Below are 23,454 nucleotides of genomic sequence, written 5' to 3' on the forward strand. Positions count from 1 at the left end.
CTTTGAGCAGGTTTCGTTCGCCGGAAGTTTGTTCGATGCGCGAACGGGCTTTGAGCAGGTTTCGTTCGCCGGATGAATCCGGCAGTTTCAGCTTCGCCTCTGCAGGCGACCGACAAGGGGGCGCCAGTCGCCGCGCCCCCTTGACCCCGCGCTCCGGCCTGCCTCACCGCCGCTTCGCGGTCCCTTCGCTTCTTCCGGATTTCTCACGGACCGGCAGGACGCGCCATCCCTGGCGCGACCCTGCCTCTTCGCGACATCCCTGTCGCTCGTCCTGAAATCCCTCATCCGCTCAGCGGCTCAGACGGCCTCCCTCCCCGCTGTTATCTCTTCTTTTTATGTGGCTCTCTTATTGCGGTGAGAATTGTGTAGGAGCCTTGCGCTTTCAGGCCAGCAGATATCTCTGCATCCCGGAAAACATAAGATTTCAAAGGCGGGGGTGTGGGAGAGGCATCCGGCGCGCTGAGGAACAACCGGAGGCCAGGATGAGCCGACAGGACGTCGGCGAGAGGACGGCACGAGCCAGGGATGGCGAGTCCGGACGGTCCGTCGGCCGCAGGGCGTGACGAAGGTACCCCGCAACGCGGGGCGCGGAGGCTGCCGGACGCCGGGATTGTTAAGGGGCGGGCGTCCGCCCCTTGACGCGTCCGCCTGCACGGGCAGGCTGAAACTCCCTCACGCCTGGCGGGCGAAACCCTCTCAGAGCCGGCCCACCGCCAGGCACTCCCCTTTTACTGCGAAACCGCATTCCGCTGCCGCTTAAGCAGCGTCGGAAACAGAAACAGCGACTGCCCCACCCCACGGTTGGTCAGCGACCAGATCGCCACGGAACAGAGCGAGCAGAGCGCCACGATCACTACCGGATAGAAACAGGCCCAGAAGAATGAAAACCACGCCTGTTCAAACAGGTGATGCCGCTGCGCGAAGAGGATCGCAGACATACCAAAGAACTCGATAAAGATGCGGTGAATCACATAAATCTGCAGGGTATTGCGGCCCACCCAGTTGAGATAACGCATGCTGAAATGCTGATTCAGCCAGCGACAGGCCGCAATGCTGAACAACACCGCCAGCACACACAGGAACAGACTCTTATCCAGACCGAAGATCACATGGATACCCGCCACGGCGGCCAGTATCGCCCAGGGCATGACGTTCTCACGGCGCCACTCACTCAGACGCAGCATGGTCTGGCTCCAGAACGCGCCCAACAGGAAGAACAGGAAATACTGGGCCAGGCTCTGTGGTCCCCAGAACGGGATCACTTTCTCGACCGCCAGATAATTAAGCAGGATAGCCACCGCCACCAGGGCCAGCTTATATTCACGGAAAATTTTAGCGCAGAGGAAATAGAGTCCTAAGCCATAGAGATACCAGGAGGTACTCATCGCCATAAAGGTCAGCTTGAGAAACTCAAACAGCGAACCGGCATACGCAGCATTCAGGTTCTGTGAAATACGCTGCCCGGTAATTTCCGTGGAGATACCAATAATGGACCACCACTGAATAAAGCCCCACAGAATATAGAGATAAAAAAGATTGGTAATACGACTGGTAAATACCTGTTTCCAGGGCCGGTTCAGAATACCGTTGGCGGCCAGCAGTCCCGAAACAAAGAAAAAGGCTGGCATCCGTAAGGGTGACAGAACCGTATTAAACTGTATCCATATTTCGGCCGGGAACCATCCGGCGGAGAGATATTTTATTGTCCCTTCAAAACCGGGTAACACGGTGTGGTACAGGACCACCAGCAATATGCAGGCCCCCTTCAGGGTGTCTACCCACAATATCTGGTCTGATTTCGTCTGGCTCATTAATTGACTCCTGCTGCGTAGGTCAGAATGCGGAAAAGGAAAGCGAGGAAATCTCTGTGGCTTTTATGATTATCCAGCGATTATTCGTCATTGATGCCACATTGAATGTAGCGAAACTCCTAAAACCCATTATCTGGCCCTGACGTTACCGTTATTTACTTAGCAGAACGTTTCCTTACACTTATTGATTTTCCCTGCCCTGCGCCCGATATCATCCGCAGCGATGAATTAAAGGAAAATAATCTTTGATAATGCTGAAGACATAAATAAGAGAAAGCGGAAGAAATAAAAACCAGTCAGCCGTTGATGAAAAGAAAAGATTTGTCAGATGTGGCAAAAGGTTTAACCGCTTATCAGCACATTATGGTACGGCGACCTGAAATAGCATGAGAGCGCGCTATTCCGGATTAAACAGGGAGGAGTAAAAAGCAATGCGGCCTTCCGGAGAAGGCCACTGAATTACTGACTGAGGAACTTGTCGAGGAACTGGCGGGTACGCGGCTGCTGCGGGTTACTGAACAACGCTTTCGCGTCGCCCTGCTCCACAATGCGCCCCTGATCCATAAAGATGGCGCGATCTGCCACGTCGCGGGCAAAGCTCATCTCATGCGTGACGATCACCATAGTGCGTTTCTCTTCGGCCAGTGCGCGAATGGTGCTGAGCACCTCCCCCACCAGCTCCGGATCCAGCGCCGAGGTGGGTTCATCGAACAGGATCACCTCCGGTCGCATCGCCAGCGCACGCGCAATGGCCACACGCTGCTGCTGTCCACCCGACAGACGGCGCGGATAGCTTCCCTCTTTGCCGTGCAGGCCGACCTTCTCCAGCAGCGTGCGGGCGCGGGCGACGGCCTCCGCCTTCGCTTCACCTTTTACGATCACCGGTCCTTCAATAATGTTCTCCAGCACCGAACGGTGGGGAAACAGATTGAAGTTCTGGAAGACAAAACCGACCTGCTGACGCAGACGACGCACCTGCTCTTTCTGTTTGCTCTGCGCCAGCGCGGCATCCACCGTAATCTCGCCGACCCGGATAGTGCCGCTGTCCGGCACTTCCAGCAGGTTAATACTGCGCAGCAGCGTGGTTTTACCTGAGCCGCTGGGGCCGATAATCGCCACCACTTCACCGGCGGCCACATCAAGATCGATGTCGTGCAGCACCGTCTGGCCATTAAATGATTTCACCAGCTTTCTGACTTCGATGGCACTCATTTCGACTCCGAATCCTGACGGTTAACATGCTGTTCCAGACGACTCTGCAACGCAGACAACACCGTGGCCATCACCCAGTAGACCAGCGAAGCCGCCAGGTACATGGTAAAGACTTCCAGTGTCCGCGAGGTGATCAGCTGCGCCTGACGGAACAGCTCCGGCACCTGGATGGTCGCGGCCAGCGAGGTATCTTTTACCAGGCTGATAAAGCTGTTGCCCAGCGGTGGCAGTGCGGTGCGCGCCGCCTGCGGCAGGATAACCCGGCGCAGGGTTTGCCAGCGCGTCATGCCGATACTCGCCGCCGCTTCCCACTGTCCGCGCTCAATCGCAGCGATGGCACCACGCAGGGACTCCGAGGCGTAAGCCGCAGTGTTGAGCGAGAGACCAATCATCGCCGAGGGGATCGGGTCCAGCTCAATGCCAAACTGTGGCAGGCCGTAGTAGATCATAAACAGCTGCGCGATCAGCGGGGTGCCGCGAAAAATCGAGACATAGATCCGCGACAGCACGCGAAACGGCCAGAAGTGAGACAGCCGCATCAGCGCCAGCAGAAAGCCCAGCAGCAGGCCGAAGAACATCCCGCCGATGCTGAGCTGCAGCGTGAACAGCGCGCCCTTTAATAAAAAAGGTGCTGAATCCAGCACCAGTTGAAGGCTTTCCTGCATTATTTCGTCACGTCCGCGCCAAACCATTTCTGAGACAGCTTGCTCAGCGAGCCATCTTTCTGCATATCAGCAATGGCCTGGTCGATCGCTTTCAGCAGATCGTCGTTGCCTTTACGCACGGCAACGCCCGCTTCCTGACGGGAGAAAGCGTCACCCGCTACCGCCATGGTATCGCCGGTTTTCTTCACCAGATCCAGCGCCGCCAGACGGTCAACCAGAATGGCATTCAGACGACCTGAGCGCAGATCCTGATATTTGGTCGGGTCATCATCATAGGTACGCACGTCCACGCCCTTCACGTTCTCACGCAGCCACTGCTCGTAGTTGGTGCCGAGACCCACACCAACCTTTTTACCCGCCAGATCAGCCGGTTTGCTGATGGTGCTGGCGTTAGCCTTCATGGTCAGCGCCTGAATACCGGAGATAGTGTAAGGCGTAGAGAAGTCATACTTCTTCTTACGCTCATCGGAAATGGTCACCTGGTTAATCACCACATCGATGCGCTTTGCGTCGAGGGAAGCCAGCATGCCATCCCATTTGGTCGGTTTCAGACTCGCTTTAACGCCCATGTGCTGTGCCAGCTGCTGCGCAAATTCCACTTCAAAACCGGTCAGCTTGCCCTGCTCATCCTGGAAGCTGAACGGCGGATAGGTGCCTTCCAGACCCACCAGCAGCGTGCCGCGCTCTTTAATCTTGTTCAGCAGATTTTCCGCTGCAAAGGTTTTAACGTTGACGCCGGCAATCAGCGCCACGGCCATAACGCCCATCACCATCTGACGACCTGCACGAGAAAAGGACATATTTACCCCATTTTTGACAGTATTGTGTGTGTGTTTTTATAAGGGCAGCACGGCGAGTCGCTGCCAGTCCAGAATGATAACGCCCGGAGTATAAACTGTTTTATTCGCTTGTCTCAGATCGAAGGATGATAAGCAAATAACGCGGGCGCGCCGCCAGTATGAATAAACAGCAACGGGCCTTCGCGACGGAAGCGGTTCTGACTGATGCCATCAATCAGGCCGGCCATCGCCTTGCCGGTATAGACCGGGTCCAGCAAAATGCCTTCCAGCCTTGCCAGCAGTTTCACCGCCTCCATGCCCTCCTCATTGGGCTCACCATAGCGGGGCGCAAAATACTCATCCCACAGCGTGATCGGGGCCGTTGCCTGCACCTCCAGAGAGGCTGCCAGCGACTGACGCAGCCGCTCAACCAGCGGCAACTGCGCGTCGGTCTGACGTGAAACGGTGACGCCCACCAGCTCGGTTTCCGGCAGCAGCTGCTCCAGGCCAACCGCCAGCCCCGCATGGGTGCCCGCACTGCCTGATGCCACCACGACGGCGGCGAAATCCACAACGCCTTCGCTCTGATGTGCAATCTCCTGGGCGCACTCCACATAGCCTAGCGCACCCAGCGCATTTGAGCCGCCGACCGGAACGATATAAGGACGGAATCCCTGCGCTTCCAGACGTGTAGCCTCTTCAGCCAGCTGTTCGGCGGGATTATGCAGCGCATCTACGGCGATCACCTCCACATCCATCAGATCCAGCAGCAGGCGGTTGCCGTTGCTCAGGTAGTTTTCAGCGTGGGTACCCATCGGGTTTTCCAGCAGTGCCACGCACTTCAGGCCGAGGCGGGCTGCCACGGCCGCTGTCTGGCGCACATGATTGGACTGGATCGCGCCCGCCGTCAGCAGCACATCCGCTCCTTCGCGCAGCGCATCGGCCGCCAGGAATTCGAGTTTTCGCAGCTTGTTGCCGCCCATCGCCACTGGCGTGAAGTCATCACGTTTGATGAAAATATCGCGACCCAGATAGTCGGAGAGGCGTGGCAGGTGTTCTAAAGGTGTCGGGGCGCCCAGCAGTTCAAGACGCGGGAATTGGTGTAACAGATGTAAAGACAATGCTGCCTCCGTTCGGGCATTCAAATTATCCTTACAGTGTTGCAGAAGATGCGCAAAGGATCACTCTGATTCAGGTGACCGTCGATGCGGTGAGGAAGCGGCGCCGTGCTCCCCCCTTCTCCGTACCCGGCAGGCGGATAACAGAGTAACGTGCCGCAGGCACGCGGGGGAGCCCTCGGTGCAGACCAGGGTTACCCCTGCTGCCAGCCTAAGAATTGATCGTACTTGCGCAGCGCGATGCGGTAATTATTATTTCCGGCATCCGGCAGATCGCTTTCCAGACACTGATGCCAGCTCTCTCCCTTAAGCCTGTCGGCGGGGAAATTTTTGGCTTTGAGCATCTCATCCAGCCGACGCAGCCGCACCACATATTCACGAATCGTGCTGGGGCTCATTTCTGTCTGTTCAAACAGGTACTGCTTAAACGCCATAATGTCGAAATAATTCGGATGAGTATTGCAAAAAATATCGCTGCAGAAGCGACAGAGCGCGGTCAGCTCTGGCTGAAGTTTCAGCCACAGTTGTTCATCAATCATCTGGTCCATCCGAGCGATGGCCTCTTTATTGATGATCTGACCACGAAAAACGAGCGCCATTCGATCTAATACCTTGCCACAATGCGAACAGTTGCTCTGGCTGTGTTTATAGTCTTTAAGATAACGACTTAACGGTCTGGCCTTGGTCTTGGCTCCCATTACTGAGTCCCCGGTTTCTTATATTTTTGAATCGCCAGGAACTGATACTGCTAGCGCGCTCCCGTAAGCCGGGCCCGCAGGCGTTTAATCGCCTGACTGTGCAGCTGACTGACGCGGGATTCACCCACATCAAGCACCGCGCCAATCTCTTTCAGGTTCAGTTCTTCCTGGTAGTACAGTGTCAGCACCATCTTTTCACGATCGGGTAACGCTTCGATCGCTTCAATGACGCGCTCACGCAGACTCCCTTCAAGCAACTGATGAAGCGGATTAGCCTCCTCATGGCCTTCCGTCACCAGCTCCGCACTGTCGCCGTGCTCTTCCCGATACTCGTCGTAGGAGAAAAGTTGACTGTTGTTGGTGTCCAGCAGGATCTGCCGGTACTCCTCCATGGAAACGTTCAGCTGCTGCGCCACTTCCTGCTCGGAGGCGGAACGCCCCAGCGACTGTTCTACCTTGTGCATCGCTCCGGCCACCTCACGCGCGTTGCGGCGCACGCTGCGCGGTGCCCAGTCCCGACTGCGAAGCTCGTCGAGCATTGCGCCACGAATACGCTGTACGGCGTAGGTGGTAAAGGCTGTTCCCTGTAGCGCGTCATAACGCTCTACGGCATTCAACAGCCCTATCCCCCCGGCCTGCAGCAAATCGTCAAGTTCAACGCTGGCCGGCAGGCGAACCTGCAGACGCAGCGCTTCATGGCGCACCAGCGGCACGTAGCGCTGCCAGAGCGAATGCTTGTCCATCACGCCTTCGGCGGTATAGAAATCGTTCACGTTGACTACCCTGCGTTAATGATGTTATCGGCATGATTATCCAATTCTGTAGCGTTTTCGATTGGAGGAATAGGCGGGGTAAAACGAGGCTATTTCACTTTTGTTACTTCAGAATGCAGATCCTTCTGCACTCTTCAGCGGGGATTATCGACGGGCGCGCAGCCGTTGCCGCGTGGCGGGTGGCACCGCAGCCCACAGGCTGCAAATCCGGCCATCCAGTTCCTGATACCAGGGCGAAATATGTTGTTGTGCATCCTCGCCGGGATGCACGGTGATCTGTCCCGACTCACCATCAATGCTAATCAATCGGTTAATAAACAACCGCTGCAAATCACTGCGTAAAAACAGGCCGTTATCGATGCTGTTGTCCGCCACCAGCCCGTCATCGCTCTCCTGGGTGTCGATATGGCAGGCTTCGACCCAGGGCCAGCTATGCCGTTCGGTCAGCTCTGTGCCGGTCATGACACAGGCACCGTAGCGGGCTTTTACACCGGCGATAAACTCCGCCTGGCTGGCCCGCTGCAGCACCCGCGCCTTGACGCGTCGTCCGACTTCCGTCCCCGGCATCACCGCCGCAGGCACCTTGTGCTCTGGCGTACTCAGCACCACGATAAACTGGATAGTCTGCGACTGCGGAAAACAGGGGTTCGCCTGCGGATTAAAGAGCTGCCAGTAGGCCTCATCCTCATCCTGATGCATCATCACCAGTTTATAGCCGCGACTCTGCAGCAGATTCTGCGCCGTAGCAGATTGCGGATCGATCATGGCAAAAACCTGACTGCTGCCCATCACTTTCCACAGGTTGTCGCGCTTTTCGTTCTCGCTGCGGCGGAAATAGAGGAAAGAGAGATTCTGCTTCAGATAGTGCTCAAAGCGGCGCAGGTAATTCTTGCGCTCGTTATCACTGGAGATAAACAGCAGATCCTCCAGCGGGCTGTTGCTCTCTTCCTGGGCGAAGACCGCGCGTATCTTCAGGGTTCGCAACCCGGTTGAGGGACTCAGCAGTGCACGTGCCGTCAGCTCTTTTTCATCAGGGTATTGCTGGGCATAACGCCGGGCGATCTCTTCAAACGTCAGCCGCTCACCCGGCAGCAGGTCATAGTTGAAGCGCATAGACACTCCACAAAAGTTAACATCGAAAGTTATAGTGTTCTGTGAAGAGTTATCGGCAAGCGTGGCGGGAACTGTAACGGGCGGGGGAAGTTGTGGGGTAATAAAGTACCGGCAGAGGCGACTTCAGGCTCAGTGCATTCTCCGGCTTTCAGCCCGGCGCAGGAGAAAAAGATCAAAAAAAACCCTGCCGAAGCAGGGTTTTGAATTTTGACAGAAGCGATTAGCCCTGCAGCAGAGACAGAACCTGCTGTGGAACCTGGTTCGCTTTGCCCAGCACGGAGTTACCAGCCTGCTGAACGATCTGCGCTTTAGACATGTTTGACACTTCAGTCGCGTAGTCAGCATCCTGAATGCGAGACTGTGCTGCAGACAGGTTGGTGGTGGTGTTGTTCAGGTTAGTGACCGCTGAGTTCAGACGGTTCTGTACCGCACCCAGGCTTGAACGGAAGTTATCAACAGATGCGATAGCTTTGTCCAGCAGTGCCAGTGGGTTAGCAGTCGCTGAACCTTTGTGAGCGTTAGCGTTAGCTGCGTCAGCGATGTCGCCGATGTTGCTTGCAACACCAGTAGTACCACCTGCGCTACCATTGACAATTGCGCCTGCTGCGGTGTTGTAGTCTTTGCCCTGAACAGTCACATAACCCTGAGCTGCGCCAGTTGAATCTGCACCAACTTTAACGAACTGACCAGACATGGTACCAGCAGTCACGCCGTTAGCTGAGTCGGTGTAAGAGACGTCAGTGGTGTTCAGTGAAACGTTACCTGTCGCGTCATCAACAGAAACGGCGTAGTTGTCGTTGCCAGAAGAAACAACGTAAGTTGCAGTGGCTGCGCCAGCTGAAGTCTGTACGTTTCTCAGTGACAGTGAGCTTGCATCTACTTTCAGAGCAGTGGCAACAGCTGACAGGTTAACATCTTTCAGTGAACCGCTTGCGCCAACCTGAGTGATTGCATCGCTGGTTTTCAGTGCGTTTTTAGAGACGCCGAAACCTGACAGACCCAGAGTTGAAGAGTCGATTTTCTTCAGGTCGATGTCGATAGTCTGACCGTCGTTAGAACCAACCTGGATAGACATTTTGCCGTCTTTAGCCAGTACGTTCACGCCGTTGAACTGAGTCTGACCAGAAACGCGGTCAATCTCGTCCAGACGGGATTTGATTTCGTCCTGGATTGAAGAGAGGTCAGAATCAGAGTTAGTGCCGTTCTGAGCCTGTACGGTCAGTTCACGAACACGCTGTAAGTTGTTGTTGATTTCTGACAGCGCGCCTTCAGTAGTCTGCGCAGCAGAGATACCGTCGTTGGCGTTACGGGCAGCCTGAGTCAGACCTTTGATGTTAGAGGTGAAACGGTTGGCAATCGCCTGACCAGCAGCGTCATCTTTCGCGCTGTTGATACGTAAACCAGAAGACAGACGCTCCATTGAAGTAGACAGAGCTGACTGGTTCTTGTTGATGTTGTTCTGAGTGATCAGCGAGAGGCTGTTGGTGTTAATGACTTGGGCCATGATAAATTTTCCTGTTAATCAAGTCTTTCGGTTAAGGTGTGGGCTTCAACCCGCCGGCTTCAGCGCCGTCAAAGTTGTTATCGTCTGTCGTCAAACAACCTTTAGAATTTTTTTAGTACCAGGCGAAATTTTTTGCTTCTGCCTGTCACGTTTGAGGTTATCGCCACCCTTTCCGACTTCTTTAGGCCTGATTCATTAATTTTCTAGCCGCTGAATTACCCTTCTCTATAGTCCTTATTTAACTCATTACCCTAAGGCAAATACCTTTAAACTTTCCGCATTCAAGGCCGATAACCCAGCTATTCACTTTCCCTGTCGACCTTATAAAGGAAGAACTATGGCTAGTTTTAGCAATCTCGGTGTGGGTTCCGGCCTGCCACTCAGTACCATGCTTGATAACCTGCAGACCGCTGAAAAAGCGGCGCTCAAACCGATTTCAACACAGCAGTCTGCTTATACTGCCAAGCTCAGTGCCTACGCTACCATGAAGAGCGCATTGACGACCTTCCAGACTGCCAACACCAAGCTGAACAGTGCCGACCTGTTTACCGCGACCACCGCGACCAGCAGCTCAACGGCATTCAGCGCCACGACCTCTGGCAGCACCGTGGCGGGTAAATACTCCATCAGTGTTACCCAGCTGGCGCAGGCGCAGGTGCTGACATCAGCAGTGCAGAGCAGCAACACCGCCGCACTGGGCGACAGCTCCGCATCCAGCCGCAGCATTGCTATCACCTTAAAAGATGGCACCAGCAAAAGCGTGACGCTGAGCAGCGATCAGACTTCGCTGACCGGCATGCGTGACGCGATTAACGGCGCAGATGCCGGCGTCACCGCGACAATTATCAAGGTGTCAGATGGCAGTTTCCGCCTCTCCATGAGCGCCAACAAAACCGGCAGCGACAATGCGGTGACGAAGATTGCCGTGACCGGTGATGACACCCTGCAGGGGATCGTGGGCTATGATGCCTCCGCCAGCAGCAATGCGATGACGCAAAGCGTCCCGGCGCAGAATGCCCAGCTGACCGTTAACAACGTTGCAATTGAGAACAGCAGCAACCAGATCAGCGATGCGCTGGAAGGGATTACCCTGAATCTTACCGCGCAGACCACTGGCGCCCAGACGCTGACTATCGCCAAGGATACGTCCAAAGCCTCCAGTGCCATCAGCAGCTGGGTTGATGCCTACAATACGTTGCTGGATCAGTTCAATACCCTGACCAAATACACCCAGGTGGATACCAACACCGATTCGCAGGACTCCAGTAATGGCGCCCTGCTGGGTGACAGTACCCTGCGGACCATTGAGACCCAGCTGAAAAGCATGCTGACCAATGCGCAGAGCACATCTGCCTATAAATCTCTGGGGCAGATTGGCATTACCACCGATCCTCAAACCGGCTCTCTGGTCATTGACTCCACCAAGGTGAGTGCCGCATTGGATAAAGACGCTGCAGGCGTCAAAGAGATGATTGTGGGTGACGGTAAGACCACCGGCATTACCACCAAAATTGCGACTAGCGTTACCGGATGGCTCTCATCCACAGGAATCGTTCAGTCTGCTACAGATGGCGTGAGTAAAACGCTGAAAAACCTGACCGCCCTTTACAACACCACCAGCGACCGCATCGACGCGGATATCGCACGCTATAAAACGCAGTTTACTCAGCTGGATCTGGCTATCAGTAAACTTAACTCAACCAGTTCTTATCTGACGCAGCAGTTCGATACGTCAAGTTCTTCTGATAAATCATAGGAGTGACCATGTACACCGCTACAGGCACCAAAGCCTATGCAAAAATTGGCGTCGAAAGCGCCGTGATGAGCGCCAGCCAGCAGCAGCTGGTCGTGATGCTGTTCGACGGCGCACTGAGCGCGCTGATCCGCGCCCGTCTGTTTATGCAGGATGGCAATATTGAAGGTAAAGGCACCTCAATTTCTAAAGCTATCAATATTATCGAAGCTGGCCTGAAAGAGGGGCTTGCTGAAAACAGTGGTGACGAACTGGCAGATAACCTGCTGGATCTTTACAACTACATGACGCGTCGCCTACTGCAGGCCAACCTGCACAACGATGTTGAAGCGGTCGGGGAGGTCGAAGGCCTGCTGCGCAACATCGCGGACGCGTGGAAAGAAGTGGTTCAATCTAACCTGATTCAGGACGCCGTTTAATGACTACTGCACCGCATCTGATTGCCGTTTACCAACAGTTACTCGATCTCAGCCAGGGTATGCTGCGTCACGCAGCACAGGGCGAATGGGATGAATTGATCAGCAGGGAGATGGAGTATGTCAGCGCGGTGCAGAATTTAGCCCAGTCGACAGATAAGGCCTCGCCGTCGGCGCAGACGCAGGAGCAGCTGCGCCCGGTGTTGCGGCATATCCTGGATAACGAAAGTGAAGTGAAACGTCTGCTGCAGGCGCGGATGGATGAGCTGGCCGCGCTGGTGGGTCAGAGCAGCCGCCAGAAATCTGTCATGTCCGCCTATGGTAACCAGGGCGGTGTGGTGATGGTGCCCCGCGAAACCCTCTCCTGATCCCCTGCTCTGCCACGCCGCCAGATTTATTTTTCTGCGCGGCGTCTCTTTTCTGCCGCTTACTCCATACTTGATTTTCATCATCCCCCCTGGAGAGCGGTACATGCAAAACCCAACGTTATTACAGTTTTTCCATTGGTATTACCCGGATGGCAGCAAACTGTGGCCTGAAGTCGCCGATCGCGCGGCGTGGCTCAGCGAAACTGGCATTACGATGGCGTGGTTACCACCGTGTTACAAAGGGGGTTCGGGTGGTTATTCTGTCGGTTACGACAGCTATGATCTTTTTGACCTTGGGGAATTCGATCAGAAAGGCGGGGTTGCCACCAAATATGGCGACAAACAGCAATTACTGGCCGCTACAGAGGCGCTGCGCAGCCATAACATCGGGGTGCTGCTCGATGTGGTGGTGAACCACAAAATGGCCGCGGACGAGAAAGAGGCGATCAGCGTTAACCGCGTCAATCCGGATAACCGCGATGAAATTGACGATGAGGTCGTCGAATGTGAAGCCTGGACGAAATTCACCTTTCCGGCGCGCGCCGGGGAGTATTCGAAATTCATCTGGGATCACAAATGTTTCAGCGGCGTAGACCACATCGAAAATCCGGACGAAAACGGTGTGTTTAAAATCATCAACGATTACACCGCGGAAGGCTGGAACGACCAGGTGGATAACGAGCTGGGTAATTTCGATTATCTGATGGGGGCCAACATCGATTTCCGCAACAATGCGGTCAGAGAGGAGCTGAAATACTGGGCGCGCTGGGTCATGGAACAGGTTCCCTGCACCGGTTTCCGCCTGGATGCGGTAAAACATATCCCGGCGTGGTTCTACAAGGAGTGGATCGACCATATTCAGGAGGTGGCTGAAGAGCCGATGTTTATCGTCGCTGAATACTGGTCGTTTGAAACCGAGAAGCTGCAGGAGTATGTGCATCAGGTGGAGGGCAAAACCATGCTGTTTGATGCCCCGCTGCACATGAACTTCCATCAGGCGTCAACCGCAGGCAGTGCCTACGATATGAGCCAGATTTTTGCCAATTCCCTGGTGGTCGCTGATCCGTGGCACGCCGTGACTATCGTGGCGAACCACGATACTCAGCCGCTGCAGTCGCTGGAGGCGCCGGTTGAAGCCTGGTTCAAACCGCTGGCCTATGCCCTGATCCTGCTGCGTGAACAGGGCGTGCCAACCGTTTTCTATCCTGACCTGTTCGGCGCGACCTACGAAGATGAGGGGGGCGACGGTGAAACGCACAAGATTGAGATGCCGGTGATCCCGGAACTCGAAGGCCTGATCCGGGCGCGGCAGCAGTATGGCTGGGGTGTTCAGACCGACTACTTTGATCATCCCAACTGTGTCGCCTTCAGCCGCAGCGGCACGGAAACCCAGCCGGGTTGCGTGGTGATTATGTCAAACGGTGATGCGGGTGAGAAAAGCGTGCCCATGGGTGAAGGCTTTGCCGGTAAGGTGTGGCGCGACTATCTGGGTAACCGTGAAGAGACAATCACCGCCGATGAGCACGGCACCGCAGTGTTTGCCTGCAACGGCGGCAGCGTCAGCGTCTGGGTAGTGGCGGACTGATTTTCTGCTGACCTCAGTATGAAGCCCCGGCAGACAGAGCATCAGAGTGGCTTTGCCCTGCCGGGGCTGTTTTACAGGTGGGGTTATGACTGGGCGTTGTGCTCGGTAATCGATGTACGCAGCAACTGGGGTTCGATATTCTGGATCACCGTGGCTTTAGGTTGCTTTGCCATCTCCTCCAGCGCCTGCTGACACTCAACCGTCGGACGGGCCACTTTTCGCAGCGTCAGGCCATCGTAGCTAAGCTCGCCATTGTCGACATCCAGCGGCATCACACGCAGCTGACGTGTCACATTAACGTAGTCGCCATTCAGTCGGGTCAGCTTGCCTGGCTTGGCGATCACCCGCTGCCACTGACGACAATCCAGCGTGCTGCCATCCGCATTAATAATGATGCTGCCTGTCGCCTGGCCGCTGATCAGACCGCTCTGCGGTCCGACGGTTTGCCAGTTGCCCTGCAAATCGGCAGGTGCCGGGGTCTGCACCGCATTTTCATAATCGTTGATTTGCGCACAGCCACCCAGTGCCAGCGCCGCAATCAGCATCCACTTTTTCATGTTTAATCCCTAAAATCGCGTTAATGGCGGCTACGTTATAATTTTTTCCCCGCGCTGCGCAAGGTATCTGACGGTTCGGGCTGCTGCTTCCCCCGGATTGCAGCCCATTTCTCACCTTATCCGTTACCGGTCATTCCCGGAACGGCTGTCTGCGGGCGGCCCCCGCCGCGACATTCGGGCGCGACGGTGCCTGACAACCGCGAGACAACCCGTTACACTGGCGCGCTGCAACAGACTTTCAGGAACAGAATGATGAAAACCCCAGAAGCCTACTACGCGCAGGCACGCGAGATGTTTTTTACCGCCCACCCGGACTTTCAGGCTGCCCTTGATGAACTGACTGAGAGCGATGCCCGCGCGGCCAATCTCTCACTGCGAGAGCTGCGCGAATGGCATGCTGAACGCATCTATGCGGCCTTCCTGCGTCAGAAGAATCTGGATGGCATGATTTTTTCTATCCAGCTCGCTGAGCCGGATAAAGCGGTGGCGGCTGAAGCTATCGAGGCTTATCTCAAATCGCATGCTGCGTCACTGGGGATGAGCTGGGAAGAGTTCTGCATTAAAAACGAACTCTGATTGAGGCGACCTCTGAAGACGCGTGCCGGTTAATCTTCTTCAGAGGTCAGTTTCACCCTGCCCGCGCGTTCAGGGGGTCCTGCCCTTCACCTCAACATAACTGGCCACGGCCAGCAGACGATTAATGTGGGTCAGCAGCAAATCAACATCGGACTGCATAAATTCGGCTGAAGAGCGGGAGGCGGTGACAATCGCATCCTGTACGGTTTCGGTAATGGTCAGGGAGTTATCCTGTTTTGCCTGTACCAGCAGCGCCGCAACCAGCAGCGACTGGGCTTCAATCTGAGCGGTCAGCTCTTTCGCATCCACATCCATTTTCGCCAGCTTAAGCAGAATATCGATTACCAGTTGTCGCATCGCGCAGGCCTCCTGAAGAGTAAGCCGCCATTATGTCGCGATGCGCGCGCATTTTTCCAGCTGAAGATGGCGGCCCGTACGGCATAAAAATTTGCGTCAAAACCGGCGCGCAACCTTGCTACTGTTTTTATTTACAGTATTATAGATCAGCGATTTTGCCCTGAATGGATTGCCATCATGTTTGTTGAATTGATTTATGACAAGCGCAACGTTGCCGGTTTACCGGGTGCTCGCGAGATGATTCTTGAGGAGCTGGAAAAGCGGGTGCATCGGGTCTTTCCTGACATTGAAGTTAAGGTTAAGCCGATGGAGCGTAATGCGATTGACACAGATTTGAGTAAGAACGATAAAGCGACGGTTGCGCGTATCGTGGAAGAGATGTTCGACGAAGCGGAAATGTGGCTGGTGGCCGATTAATCCCTGATCGGCCACCGCATCAGTTAGCGGGAGAGGAATCAGCTCTCCTGCTCACTGTGATTGATTTCAATCTCAATATCCTGAATAGCAGCATCCAGGTCGTCCAGCAGTTTACCCTGTTTATTGAGCAACGCGTCGATTCGGTCAGCGTTGGTCTTGTCTTTATATTCACCGGCATCAAAGGCTAACCAGTGGCTGGAGAGAGTTTCAGTATTGGTCTGCGCATAGTGGCGCATCTCTTTCAGCTGCGACGCTACGTCACGCAGATAATCGTTTTTGGTCTTGGTTTCGGTTGAATCGCTCATGCTAATTTTCCTTCTGGTCAGTTTTCCAAAGTGATTAGGCTTTGCGGTTCATCAACCAGCCAATCAGCGGGCCTGCATTTAAGACAGAAAATGTCGCCCGGAGATTTAAACGTAGTTGATAATAGCGAAGCCGCCCTAGGAATAATCGGAAGTTACGGCTATTGCCCCGTTTCGGCCGAAGGTAAATCGCCCTCTTTCACCACCTCTTTGACTTTGTTGACCGTTTTATCTGCTGTGCGATCGGGCAGCGCATCAAGCTTATGCTGCAACGCCGCAACCTGATCCGTGAGCAGATCGACTTTGTCCTCACGGCGGGCGGCGATGACCCGGTAATCCGCCCGGATCTCCTCGACCCGTTTATTTGCGGTGTTGCTGACATAGAGAAAAATGATGGTCATCAGGATGCAGATCATCGAACAGCTCAGCAGAATCCCGCCAAGAATCACTTTTCGCCGGTATGTCAGAACGGTCAAAGGACTATTTATCGGTGTCATCACTGCGATCCTCCAGAGTTGAGATAAGCCGATCAATTTCATTACGAAACTTATCGTTCTGATCGGTTTCGGTCATTGCCAGTAAAATACCCACTGCGTTTTTGATTAACCGGAGATCGGTTTCAAGCGTGGCAATACGCCGCAGATTTCTGTCGTGCCGTTCGCGTAACTCATCATTCTCCTCCCGTATCAGCGCATTGCTCTCTTTCAGCAACACCACCTGCTCTTTGTAACTGGTAATAATTTCGCCGCCTGCCCGATTACTGGTCACGATTGAGGCGATACCCGCCAACAACGGTTTCCAGAAAAGTGCTGCGGCGCCCCCACCCAGAACTAACGCACCCATACTGGTAATCAGACTACTTTCCATGCCACACCCCTTTTTCCGGTAAGGTCTCTGGAACTCACGGCATGCTTAACAGCCACCTTTTCCCCCATGAATTTAAGATTGCTTAAATACCAGGTTTAAGTATACTTAAGTCACTCTTAACCAAAAAGTCAAGCAGATGAAAAACGAAACCCTGGGTGATCGCATCCGACTCCGACGCAAGTCACTGCAGTTAACGCAGAAGCAGCTGGCGCAGCAGGTAAACGTGTCCCATGTGGCCGTTTCGCAATGGGAAAAAGAGGAGACCCTGCCGCGTGGCGAAAACCTGCTTCGGCTCTCTGAAGCACTGGGCTGCGCACCGGCCTTTCTGATAGAGGGTGATGGTCCTGTTTTCAGCGAAAGCGCCTGGGCCGGGCTGCACCAGATTCCTTTGCTGGCGCAGCGCGATGTGGCGCAATGGCTGAGTGATGCCGGTTCTGTCCGGCAGGATCGTCTGATGCATAACGATATGGCGCTGTCTCAGCAGAGTTTTGCCTTTCGGGTAGAGGATCAGTCGATGGCACCGGCGATTCTGCGCGATGATGTGGTGATTATCGATCCCAGCCTGTCACCGCAGCCTGGCGACAGCGTGCTGGCGCTACAGCAACAGGTCGCCCTGCTGCGAACCTGGCGTCAGCGAGGCAGTGAAGAGGGTGTCACGCAGTTTGAACTCGCACCGGTCAATATCAATTTCCCTGAGCTGCACTCCAGGCGCGATAACCTGAAGCTGATTGGTACACTGGTCGAACTGCGCCGCTTTCGTCAGCCATAAAAAAACCCGCCGGGTGCGGGTTATCGATTCTGCATTTAACCGTGGTGGCAATATGTCGGGAAGTCAGAGTGCGTCGGTCAGCCGATCGACAACCACATTACCCTGCAGGTCGGTCTGCATAATCCGGTAGCTGACCGGCCATGAACGGCGGGTTGTGAGTTTATCGAACAGCGTGACGCCGCCCTTTTTAATCCCTTCGCGGTTAACAATAATCCACTCGGTGACCTCTTCCTGACCCCGATTTCGCAGGCTCAGCGACCGCTGCTCGATTAACTGGTCTTCCGCTTCAATCTTTAAATGATCTCGTAACATAATCTCTATCTCCTGGTAACGCAGCTCACTATATGCCTTTTATTAATCAGTTCAATCGAATTTTTTAATCGAAGTTACTGACAGCCTGGTACTGGCGTTACCCGCAGTGAAGAGAGATCCTTTCACGTCGATGTCTCTGACAGGGCCGGAGGCGAGATCTCCGCGCTGGTCTAGACTTACAGCACTGGGAACCAAAAGGAGCGAATGATGTTTAAGCATAAAACGAACGAAGAACGTAAGCATGAAGGTGATGTGAGCAAGAGTCTGCCGGAAGCAGCGCCGCACGTGGGCAACGCTTATGAGGAAGATGATCACCCTGCGACGGATGCCCCAAAAGATCACGGGGAAGTGCCGCGCAAAAATGACGACAGCCAGGATGATAAAAAAGATCCTTTCAAAGCGCAGTAACTCCTGTGAGGCGCGTCCTCCGGGCGCGCTGGTCTGTCACGCTCTCTGTCGCCCTCCTCATTGTAATCGATCGCTGAAGATTGACCGGTCTGATGCGCTGCCCGCTTTCTCCCCTTCTCTTTTACGACGCCTTAACAGCACACGAACATCGTGATGCAGTCGGATTATCATTGTGTAATACGCTATTATCTGTCCGGAATGACAGGGAGCCGTTTTCTTTGTCACGGCGCAGAGCGTCAGCAACGATGAGAGTGTCTGGAATGAAAAAAAGCGTTATTGCCCTGAGCCTGATTCTGCTGAGCGGATGCGTGGACATGGGACGCGTCGGACTGCATCCTCAGGTAAAAATGGCGTATTTTGACGGGCATCCCTGGCAGCTTGAGTCTTGCCTGAGTGAGGCGGCACAGAATCAGCAGCTTTACCTGGCTCAGGATGATCCGCTGCCGGGAGGAACAAAAAGATTTAACCTTGAACAGGATGGCGAAACGGTCGCGTGGGTCGAGATTGACAGGTTTAGCCGCAATCAGACCAGTGCCACCTTCTACGCTGACCCGAAGGCGTCTGACGTTCAGGCCGCGATTTCAGATATGGTCACAGCGTGTAAGACATCACGTTAGTCTGATAGCCTGACCATGATTACGGCGTTTGCACGCAGGCAGCAAAGCATGGCCTGCCCGGGTCCGATGCTGACCACCGGAAGCGGCGACACGCTGACAGAGGCGGCTATGGCAGCCCGGCTTACTCCGCCTGTACACAATCGTAAGATCCGCGTATCCGAATCTGATTCTGGCTGGTTCGGACGATTTCAGCCCTGAGCTCTGCTTTCCCCGCAAGCGTTGTCTGCTCTAAATCAACCATGCCCGGCGCCCGGGCGTTTTTAACCCGCAGCTTTACCGTTGCGTTTTCGTAATCCCCCTTCTCCTTACTGAACGTCACTTTCTGCGTTTTCGCACGTTCGCCATTGACGGAAAACCAGTGATTCTTATCCGCTTTCAGATAGAACGGCCCGCACTGCGTCGCAGAGAAGGCGGGGGCTGACAAGGCGAACAGACAGGCTATCAGGGTGACTCTTTTATTCATAATGCTGGCGTCCTGCTGGAGCGAAGGGAAACAGAGCAGCGATACAGGAGAAAGCGCGTTTCCTCCCTCGCCGCCCGGGATGTGAAGGAGTATAGCGAAGGGTGGCGCGATTGCTGACGCCGTTGTTCTCAGCCCCACCTCTTCTGTGCAGACTCGGGAGGGAGGTCCGTTATGCGACCTCACCCTTCACACGCTGTTTTTATCCGTCCAGCCGGTTCAGCTTTGCTACACCTGCATGCTCGTAATTCACTTTGAATATTTAGCATATCAGGTTGTTATGCATTGAAGCGTTGTTTTGCAGAGACATACTGCAAGTCACAAACTGCCGTAGTGGTGGTTTTAAGATGATTTGCGGTATTTTTTTGTGCTACATGTGTGCTACGGCTAAATGATCGGCCGGTAAGGATCGTACAAAGCCAGAACCTCAGCTGTGACTTTTCCCTGCTCGGCAGTTCCTTCAGGCCAGCCCCCGTTTTTTTATCTCTTACAATCAAAGCCGGGCGGTCAAAACACCACCGGCAGATCAGAGAATCTTGTGGTGTAAGCCGGTGAAAGCATTTCCCGCTTCATCGCCCAGGTGTTCTGAACGCCCTGCCCTGCAAACCACAGATTACCCTTCCCGCTGAGGTTTATGCCGTCCATAACGCGCATCAGCGCCTCGCTGTTGGCCTGTGGTTTGTTTTCATCAAACAGGTTCAGTTGCGATACACCCTGACTGAAGAAGTCACCCAGCATTACACCTGCCTTCATATAGCGGTGTCCGTCGACCCAGATGCGATCAAGCGCCTCAATTGCCACCCGGATAATGTCGCGTGTGTCATTAGTTGGCGTAAGTACCTTGCCTGTGGACTGGTTGCCGTAAAACACTTCACCCACCGCGTGCGGGCTGGTTCTTACGAATACTGCTATCTGACTGCAATACTGGCGCTCTCCGCGTAATTTACCTGCGGCTCGCGCTGCAAAAGTGCACACAGCTTCGCGCATGTCGTCGTACTGCGTGATTCTGGAACCGAATGAGCGGGAGCAGACGATTTGCTGTTTTGTGGGCGCGAACTCTTCCACCTGCAGGCACGGCTCACCGCGTAACTCCCTGACGGTTCGTTCCAGCACAACATTAAAGTGTTTGCGTATGGTGTAGGTGCTTTGCTCTGACAGGTCTTTGGCGGTCAGAATCCCCATCGCGTTGAGTTTCTTGCTGATGCGCCGACCAACGCCCCAGACATCCTCAACCGGCACCAGTGCCATGAGCTTACGCTGACGTTCAACATTCGAAAGGTCAACGACTCCTCCTGTCTGCTTCCATTTTTTTGCAGCATGGTTAGCCAGTTTGGCGAGCGTCTTGGTCTGAGCTATCCCCACGCCAACGGTCAGATGCGTATTACGCTTAACCGTTTCCCGCACCTCCCTGCCGAAGTTTTCAAGAACCATGCAATTGCGAACACCGCTCAGGTCCAGAAACGCCTCATCAATCGAGTAGACTTCCACGCTGGGTGCCATCTGCTCCAGCGTCGTCATCACCCGGTTACTCATATCGGCATAAAGCGCATAGTTACTGCTGAAAACCTGAACCCTGTGCCGGCGAAACTCGTTCTTCAGCTTGAAGTACGGCGCCCCCATGGGTATCCCAAGCGTTTTAGCCTCTGCTGAACGGGCAATAACGCATCCGTCATTGTTGCTAAGCACTACGACCGGTTTTCCCCGTAAATCGGGCCTGAATACTGTTTCGCAACTTGCATAAAACGAATTAACATCGACCAGGGCAAACATCACACAACACCATTCGGGTTGTACAACTGAAACAGGCGCTCTTCGCCGTCAGTGGTTGAGATGTCGCGGAATGCTGTGGTGTGCATCTCGATCCATTTGTTGGCCGCCTTTAGCGTGTAATGCCAGTTAATGCGGTCAAGCTCTCTGATGAAATCCAGTGTGCTGATGGTGTAGCGACCGGCAGTATCGCGCTTTATAGCCTGCCGGAAAGCAATCATGATTTCGTAGTCACGCGGCATGATAAATCCTTCTTTGATGAATACTGTATGGATGAACAGTAATATCTATCGATAGATTTGAGCAAGCTGAAGCGGGACGCAGTTTTGTAAAGCCTCTGAGGTCACTGGGATTTTTGTTGGCTTAGCGGTTGCATTGTGACTAATCTCAAATCACCCACCCCGTATCCTCCATAGAGAGGCGCGGTATAACTCTGCCCCATCGCCGGGGCTTTTTTATTTATCATTTGACGGTAAGCTACTTATTAATCAAAGTATGCGGAAAATCTTAAACCAACAGAACATGGTGTAATTTTGACAGAGCAAAGAAGTAACTTAGCCGGTCACTTCCCGGCAGCCGATGGAATCAGGGGACTAGCAGTGCTGGTTGTTCTGGTTGCCCATGCGTTAGTTATGTTCATACCAGCTACGAGGCCTTATTTAGGAGGAACGGGGAAAATAGGTGTGTGGCTCTTTTTTGTTCTTAGTGCTTTTTTGCTTACAAATAAGTTTTTAAAAAAGGGAATAAATATAAAATCCGTCTCGGAATACTTTCTTGGGAGATTTTTAAGGATATTACCGCTATTTTTTATAGCTTCAGTATTCTATTTTTACATGGGCTATTATAATACAGAAACACTAAAAAACGTCCTGGCTTTTCAGCAAGGATTTGCACACCTTTGGACTATCCCAGTAGAGTTTAAGTTTTATTTCATGCTGCCGATATTCTTGATAGCATTTCAGGCCATTAAAAAACGATTTGGAGCGTTCTCAGTTGCGTTTTTGGCAATTTTAATCACTATTGCATTTAGATACTTCTATCCTGTTAGCCTACTTCAGGAAAACTCAATAGAAACCCGCTGGTATATATCTAGTTTCATCGTCGGGATTATTTTGTCTTACATTCTGAGAAACATGAATATCCCACCTCGAAAATACGGCTTTTACATACTTGCCTTATTGTTTTTAATACTATTAATAATACCATCTTTCTGCAAGCTTATAACTGGTAGAGTTATTGTGCCAAACCTGGCGACAAGTTACCTATCTATAAGCATTGTCTGGGCTATTTTTATCTATTTTTCTTTATTAGACACAGGTGTAACATCAAGTATTCTTTCAAGTTCGCTAATGCGTAAAATTGGAAATCATAGCTTCTCAACCTACTTAGCTCATTGGTTTGTGTTGACTCAGCTTGCAAAAAAGTACACTGACAGCATACCTATGATGCTTCTATCGATAGTAGCCTCATTGCTATTAGGTGCTATCATTTACTTTGTTTTTGAAAAAAATATAGAAACCTTCAGACATAGAGTTCAAAAAGTAATGGCTAGCCCGTCGAAATGACGGGCTTTTAATTCACATCTCAGTGCCGTTTATATATTTAAAAGCTTCTTCATCATAAAAAACACCATCCTTTTCATTATAAAAAATTCCTTTCTGGCAGAAGACCTTATCTGAATCATATTCTATTTAGTAAAAGCCTTCGATTTCAAAATCTGGATCTGCAATGATTGTGTTTAAAACTTCAACTATATCGTTTTGAATGACTGCACAAGAACTCATTATGCATACTCCTCAATAATAACCCGACCTGAAGCACCCGCAACTGACGCATAGCTAGTGGAAGAAGATAAGAGACAGCCCACAGCTTCACCTCCTCCAGGATAACCACCTGTATCTCCGGGTATTGATGAGTGCGGCAATGCACCATATGCACCAAGTCCCGCCAATTATCGATGATAGTGACGAAACATAGCGACCACCCTGGCCTGTTTGTCCAAAAACGTTAAAAATATTACCGCCTGTCGCTATACCTCCAGTCGTACCTGATGCGTTAGTTTTACCTCCCGTGCAGGTAATATAACTACCAAATGAACTTTCTCCCCCTGCTCCACCGAATGCACCAGAGCCCGCTGCAACTGCATTGCCCCCCTACTCCTACAATTACGGGAATACTGCTGCTTGCACCAGATACATCTACATATGATTCCGCCTATGCTCCTGCCGCCCCAGAAGTATAACTTGTGTC

At 53.2% G+C, this 23,454-nt stretch carries 28 protein-coding genes; 10 read left to right on the forward strand and 18 right to left on the reverse strand.

Annotation, left to right across the window (positions count from 1 at the left end; genetic code table 11):
* Nucleotides 1-728: 728 nt before the first annotated feature.
* From CKF42_RS16635 to CKF42_RS16680, 9 genes are all read right to left on the reverse strand, one after another.
* Complete coding sequence (locus tag CKF42_RS16635) at nt 729-1,811, reverse strand: acyltransferase family protein (RefSeq protein ID WP_111208683.1); 1,083 nt, start codon at nt 1,809-1,811, stop codon at nt 729-731.
* 459 nt (nt 1,812-2,270) lie between these two features.
* Complete coding sequence (tcyN, locus tag CKF42_RS16645) at nt 2,271-3,023, reverse strand: L-cystine ABC transporter ATP-binding protein TcyN (protein ID WP_009089631.1); 753 nt, start codon at nt 3,021-3,023, stop codon at nt 2,271-2,273.
* A complete protein-coding gene (gene tcyL, locus CKF42_RS16650) occupies nt 3,020-3,688 on the reverse strand; it encodes a cystine ABC transporter permease (RefSeq protein ID WP_111208685.1) in 669 nt (222 codons plus the stop codon). The genes tcyN and tcyL overlap by 4 nt, the downstream gene beginning before the upstream one ends.
* Nucleotides 3,688-4,488: a cystine ABC transporter substrate-binding protein gene (tcyJ, locus tag CKF42_RS16655; RefSeq protein WP_009089627.1), complete on the reverse strand. Its 801-nt coding sequence runs from the start codon at nt 4,486-4,488 to the stop codon at nt 3,688-3,690. Before tcyJ ends, tcyL begins: the two co-directional genes overlap by 1 nt.
* A 113-nt stretch (nt 4,489-4,601) precedes the next feature.
* A complete protein-coding gene (locus CKF42_RS16660) occupies nt 4,602-5,588 on the reverse strand; it encodes a D-cysteine desulfhydrase (protein ID WP_111208686.1) in 987 nt (328 codons plus the stop codon).
* A gap of 191 nt (nt 5,589-5,779) precedes the next feature.
* Nucleotides 5,780-6,283 carry a flagella biosynthesis regulatory protein FliZ gene (gene fliZ / locus CKF42_RS16665; protein WP_009089624.1) on the reverse strand — a complete coding sequence of 168 codons (504 nt, stop codon included), beginning with the start codon at nt 6,281-6,283 and terminating at the stop codon, nt 5,780-5,782.
* A 50-nt stretch (nt 6,284-6,333) separates the two neighbouring features.
* Nucleotides 6,334-7,056 (reverse strand): RNA polymerase sigma factor FliA, encoded by a 723-nt coding sequence (locus tag CKF42_RS16670; protein WP_058958307.1) that lies wholly within the window; start codon nt 7,054-7,056, stop codon nt 6,334-6,336.
* 144 nt (nt 7,057-7,200) lie between these two features.
* Nucleotides 7,201-8,169, reverse strand: a complete 969-nt coding sequence (locus CKF42_RS16675; RefSeq protein WP_009089620.1) for an HNH endonuclease signature motif containing protein — start codon at nt 8,167-8,169, stop codon at nt 7,201-7,203.
* Between the two features lie 220 nt (nt 8,170-8,389).
* Complete coding sequence (locus CKF42_RS16680) at nt 8,390-9,673, reverse strand: FliC/FljB family flagellin (protein WP_111208687.1); 1,284 nt, start codon at nt 9,671-9,673, stop codon at nt 8,390-8,392.
* Between the two features lie 337 nt (nt 9,674-10,010).
* Here CKF42_RS16680 and fliD point away from each other — a divergent pair, with 337 nt between their 5' ends.
* The 4 genes from fliD to amyA all read left to right on the forward strand — a co-directional run bounded on the left by fliD (nt 10,011) and on the right by amyA (nt 13,795).
* Nucleotides 10,011-11,429, forward strand: a complete 1,419-nt coding sequence (gene fliD, locus CKF42_RS16685) for a flagellar filament capping protein FliD (RefSeq protein WP_111208688.1) — start codon at nt 10,011-10,013, stop codon at nt 11,427-11,429.
* An 8-nt stretch (nt 11,430-11,437) separates the two neighbouring features.
* Nucleotides 11,438-11,845, forward strand: coding sequence for a flagellar export chaperone FliS (gene fliS / locus CKF42_RS16690; RefSeq protein WP_009089611.1), 408 nt, complete (start codon nt 11,438-11,440; stop codon nt 11,843-11,845).
* The gene (gene fliT / locus CKF42_RS16695; protein WP_009089609.1) at nt 11,845-12,210 is read left to right on the forward strand and encodes a flagella biosynthesis regulatory protein FliT; all 366 of its coding nucleotides are present in this window, start codon (nt 11,845-11,847) and stop codon (nt 12,208-12,210) included. The genes fliS and fliT overlap by 1 nt, the downstream gene beginning before the upstream one ends.
* Before the next feature lie 103 nt (nt 12,211-12,313).
* Nucleotides 12,314-13,795, forward strand: a complete 1,482-nt coding sequence (gene amyA / locus CKF42_RS16700) for an alpha-amylase (RefSeq protein ID WP_111208689.1) — start codon at nt 12,314-12,316, stop codon at nt 13,793-13,795.
* An 83-nt stretch (nt 13,796-13,878) separates the two neighbouring features.
* Here amyA and yedD read toward each other — a convergent pair whose 3' ends face one another.
* Nucleotides 13,879-14,352, reverse strand: coding sequence for a lipoprotein YedD (gene yedD, locus CKF42_RS16705; RefSeq protein ID WP_009089605.1), 474 nt, complete (start codon nt 14,350-14,352; stop codon nt 13,879-13,881).
* A gap of 252 nt (nt 14,353-14,604) precedes the next feature.
* Between yedD and CKF42_RS16710 the strand changes: the two genes are divergently transcribed.
* Nucleotides 14,605-14,928, forward strand: coding sequence for a DUF6388 family protein (locus tag CKF42_RS16710; RefSeq protein WP_009089604.1), 324 nt, complete (start codon nt 14,605-14,607; stop codon nt 14,926-14,928).
* 69 nt (nt 14,929-14,997) lie between these two features.
* Here CKF42_RS16710 and iraP read toward each other — a convergent pair whose 3' ends face one another.
* A complete protein-coding gene (gene iraP / locus CKF42_RS16715) occupies nt 14,998-15,285 on the reverse strand; it encodes an anti-adapter protein IraP (RefSeq protein WP_009089602.1) in 288 nt (95 codons plus the stop codon).
* A gap of 177 nt (nt 15,286-15,462) precedes the next feature.
* Here iraP and CKF42_RS16720 point away from each other — a divergent pair, with 177 nt between their 5' ends.
* Nucleotides 15,463-15,702: a DinI-like family protein gene (locus CKF42_RS16720; protein WP_009089600.1), complete on the forward strand. Its 240-nt coding sequence runs from the start codon at nt 15,463-15,465 to the stop codon at nt 15,700-15,702.
* A 38-nt stretch (nt 15,703-15,740) separates the two neighbouring features.
* On the opposite strand, the gene CKF42_RS16725 is transcribed toward CKF42_RS16720, so the two are convergent.
* From CKF42_RS16725 to CKF42_RS16735, 3 genes are all read right to left on the reverse strand, one after another.
* Nucleotides 15,741-16,007, reverse strand: coding sequence for a hypothetical protein (locus CKF42_RS16725; RefSeq protein WP_009089598.1), 267 nt, complete (start codon nt 16,005-16,007; stop codon nt 15,741-15,743).
* 158 nt (nt 16,008-16,165) lie between these two features.
* Nucleotides 16,166-16,501 carry a hypothetical protein gene (locus tag CKF42_RS16730; RefSeq protein ID WP_033736205.1) on the reverse strand — a complete coding sequence of 112 codons (336 nt, stop codon included), beginning with the start codon at nt 16,499-16,501 and terminating at the stop codon, nt 16,166-16,168.
* Nucleotides 16,485-16,871: a hypothetical protein gene (locus tag CKF42_RS16735; RefSeq protein ID WP_009089595.1), complete on the reverse strand. Its 387-nt coding sequence runs from the start codon at nt 16,869-16,871 to the stop codon at nt 16,485-16,487. Before CKF42_RS16735 ends, CKF42_RS16730 begins: the two co-directional genes overlap by 17 nt.
* A 136-nt stretch (nt 16,872-17,007) precedes the next feature.
* On the opposite strand from CKF42_RS16735, the gene CKF42_RS16740 reads away from it, so the two are divergent.
* Nucleotides 17,008-17,640 (forward strand): helix-turn-helix domain-containing protein, encoded by a 633-nt coding sequence (locus tag CKF42_RS16740; protein ID WP_111208690.1) that lies wholly within the window; start codon nt 17,008-17,010, stop codon nt 17,638-17,640.
* A 63-nt stretch (nt 17,641-17,703) separates the two neighbouring features.
* Here the strand turns inward: CKF42_RS16740 and CKF42_RS16745 are convergent, their stop codons facing one another.
* Nucleotides 17,704-17,952 carry a hypothetical protein gene (locus tag CKF42_RS16745; RefSeq protein WP_009089591.1) on the reverse strand — a complete coding sequence of 83 codons (249 nt, stop codon included), beginning with the start codon at nt 17,950-17,952 and terminating at the stop codon, nt 17,704-17,706.
* Between the two features lie 207 nt (nt 17,953-18,159).
* On the opposite strand from CKF42_RS16745, the gene CKF42_RS16750 reads away from it, so the two are divergent.
* Together CKF42_RS16750 and CKF42_RS16755 are read left to right on the forward strand one after the other, a co-directional pair.
* Complete coding sequence (locus CKF42_RS16750; RefSeq protein ID WP_046102075.1) at nt 18,160-18,360, forward strand: hypothetical protein; 201 nt, start codon at nt 18,160-18,162, stop codon at nt 18,358-18,360.
* A gap of 260 nt (nt 18,361-18,620) precedes the next feature.
* On the forward strand, nt 18,621-18,977 hold the full coding sequence (locus CKF42_RS16755) for a hypothetical protein (RefSeq protein ID WP_046102076.1): 357 nt from the start codon (nt 18,621-18,623) through the stop codon (nt 18,975-18,977).
* A gap of 121 nt (nt 18,978-19,098) precedes the next feature.
* Here the strand turns inward: CKF42_RS16755 and CKF42_RS16760 are convergent, their stop codons facing one another.
* The 3 genes from CKF42_RS16760 to CKF42_RS16770 form a co-directional block, all read right to left on the reverse strand.
* Entirely contained in the window at nt 19,099-19,440 is a 342-nt protein-coding gene (locus tag CKF42_RS16760; RefSeq protein WP_058958309.1) for a hypothetical protein, read from the reverse strand.
* A gap of 504 nt (nt 19,441-19,944) precedes the next feature.
* On the reverse strand, nt 19,945-21,207 hold the full coding sequence (gene umuC / locus CKF42_RS16765; protein WP_111208691.1) for a translesion error-prone DNA polymerase V subunit UmuC: 1,263 nt from the start codon (nt 21,205-21,207) through the stop codon (nt 19,945-19,947).
* A complete protein-coding gene (locus tag CKF42_RS16770) occupies nt 21,207-21,446 on the reverse strand; it encodes a hypothetical protein (protein WP_058957687.1) in 240 nt (79 codons plus the stop codon). The genes umuC and CKF42_RS16770 overlap by 1 nt, the downstream gene beginning before the upstream one ends.
* 291 nt (nt 21,447-21,737) lie before the next feature.
* On the opposite strand from CKF42_RS16770, the gene CKF42_RS16775 reads away from it, so the two are divergent.
* Nucleotides 21,738-22,769 (forward strand): acyltransferase, encoded by a 1,032-nt coding sequence (locus CKF42_RS16775; RefSeq protein ID WP_158526769.1) that lies wholly within the window; start codon nt 21,738-21,740, stop codon nt 22,767-22,769.
* Nucleotides 22,770-23,454 lie beyond the last annotated feature (685 nt).

It is taken from the genome of Pantoea sp. ARC270 (assembly GCF_003236725.1).
Lineage (GTDB): Bacteria > Pseudomonadota > Gammaproteobacteria > Enterobacterales > Enterobacteriaceae > Pantoea > Pantoea anthophila.

Coding starts and splice junctions, on each gene's coding strand:
- CKF42_RS16770 (WP_058957687.1), bottom strand. CDS start 21,446: ATGCCGCGTGACTACGAAATCATGATTGCTTTCCGGCAGGCTATAAAG.
- CKF42_RS16745 (WP_009089591.1), bottom strand. CDS start 17,952: ATGTTACGAGATCATTTAAAGATTGAAGCGGAAGACCAGTTAATCGAG.
- CKF42_RS16750 (WP_046102075.1), top strand. CDS start 18,160: ATGTTTAAGCATAAAACGAACGAAGAACGTAAGCATGAAGGTGATGTG.
- CKF42_RS16635 (WP_111208683.1), bottom strand. CDS start 1,811: ATGAGCCAGACGAAATCAGACCAGATATTGTGGGTAGACACCCTGAAG.
- amyA (WP_111208689.1), top strand. CDS start 12,314: ATGCAAAACCCAACGTTATTACAGTTTTTCCATTGGTATTACCCGGAT.
- umuC (WP_111208691.1), bottom strand. CDS start 21,207: ATGTTTGCCCTGGTCGATGTTAATTCGTTTTATGCAAGTTGCGAAACA.
- yedD (WP_009089605.1), bottom strand. CDS start 14,352: ATGAAAAAGTGGATGCTGATTGCGGCGCTGGCACTGGGTGGCTGTGCG.
- fliS (WP_009089611.1), top strand. CDS start 11,438: ATGTACACCGCTACAGGCACCAAAGCCTATGCAAAAATTGGCGTCGAA.
- tcyL (WP_111208685.1), bottom strand. CDS start 3,688: ATGCAGGAAAGCCTTCAACTGGTGCTGGATTCAGCACCTTTTTTATTA.
- CKF42_RS16740 (WP_111208690.1), top strand. CDS start 17,008: ATGAAAAACGAAACCCTGGGTGATCGCATCCGACTCCGACGCAAGTCA.
- fliZ (WP_009089624.1), bottom strand. CDS start 6,283: ATGGGAGCCAAGACCAAGGCCAGACCGTTAAGTCGTTATCTTAAAGAC.
- fliD (WP_111208688.1), top strand. CDS start 10,011: ATGGCTAGTTTTAGCAATCTCGGTGTGGGTTCCGGCCTGCCACTCAGT.
- CKF42_RS16755 (WP_046102076.1), top strand. CDS start 18,621: ATGAAAAAAAGCGTTATTGCCCTGAGCCTGATTCTGCTGAGCGGATGC.
- CKF42_RS16735 (WP_009089595.1), bottom strand. CDS start 16,871: ATGGAAAGTAGTCTGATTACCAGTATGGGTGCGTTAGTTCTGGGTGGG.
- CKF42_RS16675 (WP_009089620.1), bottom strand. CDS start 8,169: ATGCGCTTCAACTATGACCTGCTGCCGGGTGAGCGGCTGACGTTTGAA.
- iraP (WP_009089602.1), bottom strand. CDS start 15,285: ATGCGACAACTGGTAATCGATATTCTGCTTAAGCTGGCGAAAATGGAT.
- tcyJ (WP_009089627.1), bottom strand. CDS start 4,488: ATGTCCTTTTCTCGTGCAGGTCGTCAGATGGTGATGGGCGTTATGGCC.
- CKF42_RS16680 (WP_111208687.1), bottom strand. CDS start 9,673: ATGGCCCAAGTCATTAACACCAACAGCCTCTCGCTGATCACTCAGAAC.
- CKF42_RS16710 (WP_009089604.1), top strand. CDS start 14,605: ATGAAAACCCCAGAAGCCTACTACGCGCAGGCACGCGAGATGTTTTTT.
- fliT (WP_009089609.1), top strand. CDS start 11,845: ATGACTACTGCACCGCATCTGATTGCCGTTTACCAACAGTTACTCGAT.
- CKF42_RS16720 (WP_009089600.1), top strand. CDS start 15,463: ATGTTTGTTGAATTGATTTATGACAAGCGCAACGTTGCCGGTTTACCG.
- tcyN (WP_009089631.1), bottom strand. CDS start 3,023: ATGAGTGCCATCGAAGTCAGAAAGCTGGTGAAATCATTTAATGGCCAG.
- CKF42_RS16730 (WP_033736205.1), bottom strand. CDS start 16,501: ATGACACCGATAAATAGTCCTTTGACCGTTCTGACATACCGGCGAAAA.
- CKF42_RS16760 (WP_058958309.1), bottom strand. CDS start 19,440: ATGAATAAAAGAGTCACCCTGATAGCCTGTCTGTTCGCCTTGTCAGCC.
- CKF42_RS16725 (WP_009089598.1), bottom strand. CDS start 16,007: ATGAGCGATTCAACCGAAACCAAGACCAAAAACGATTATCTGCGTGAC.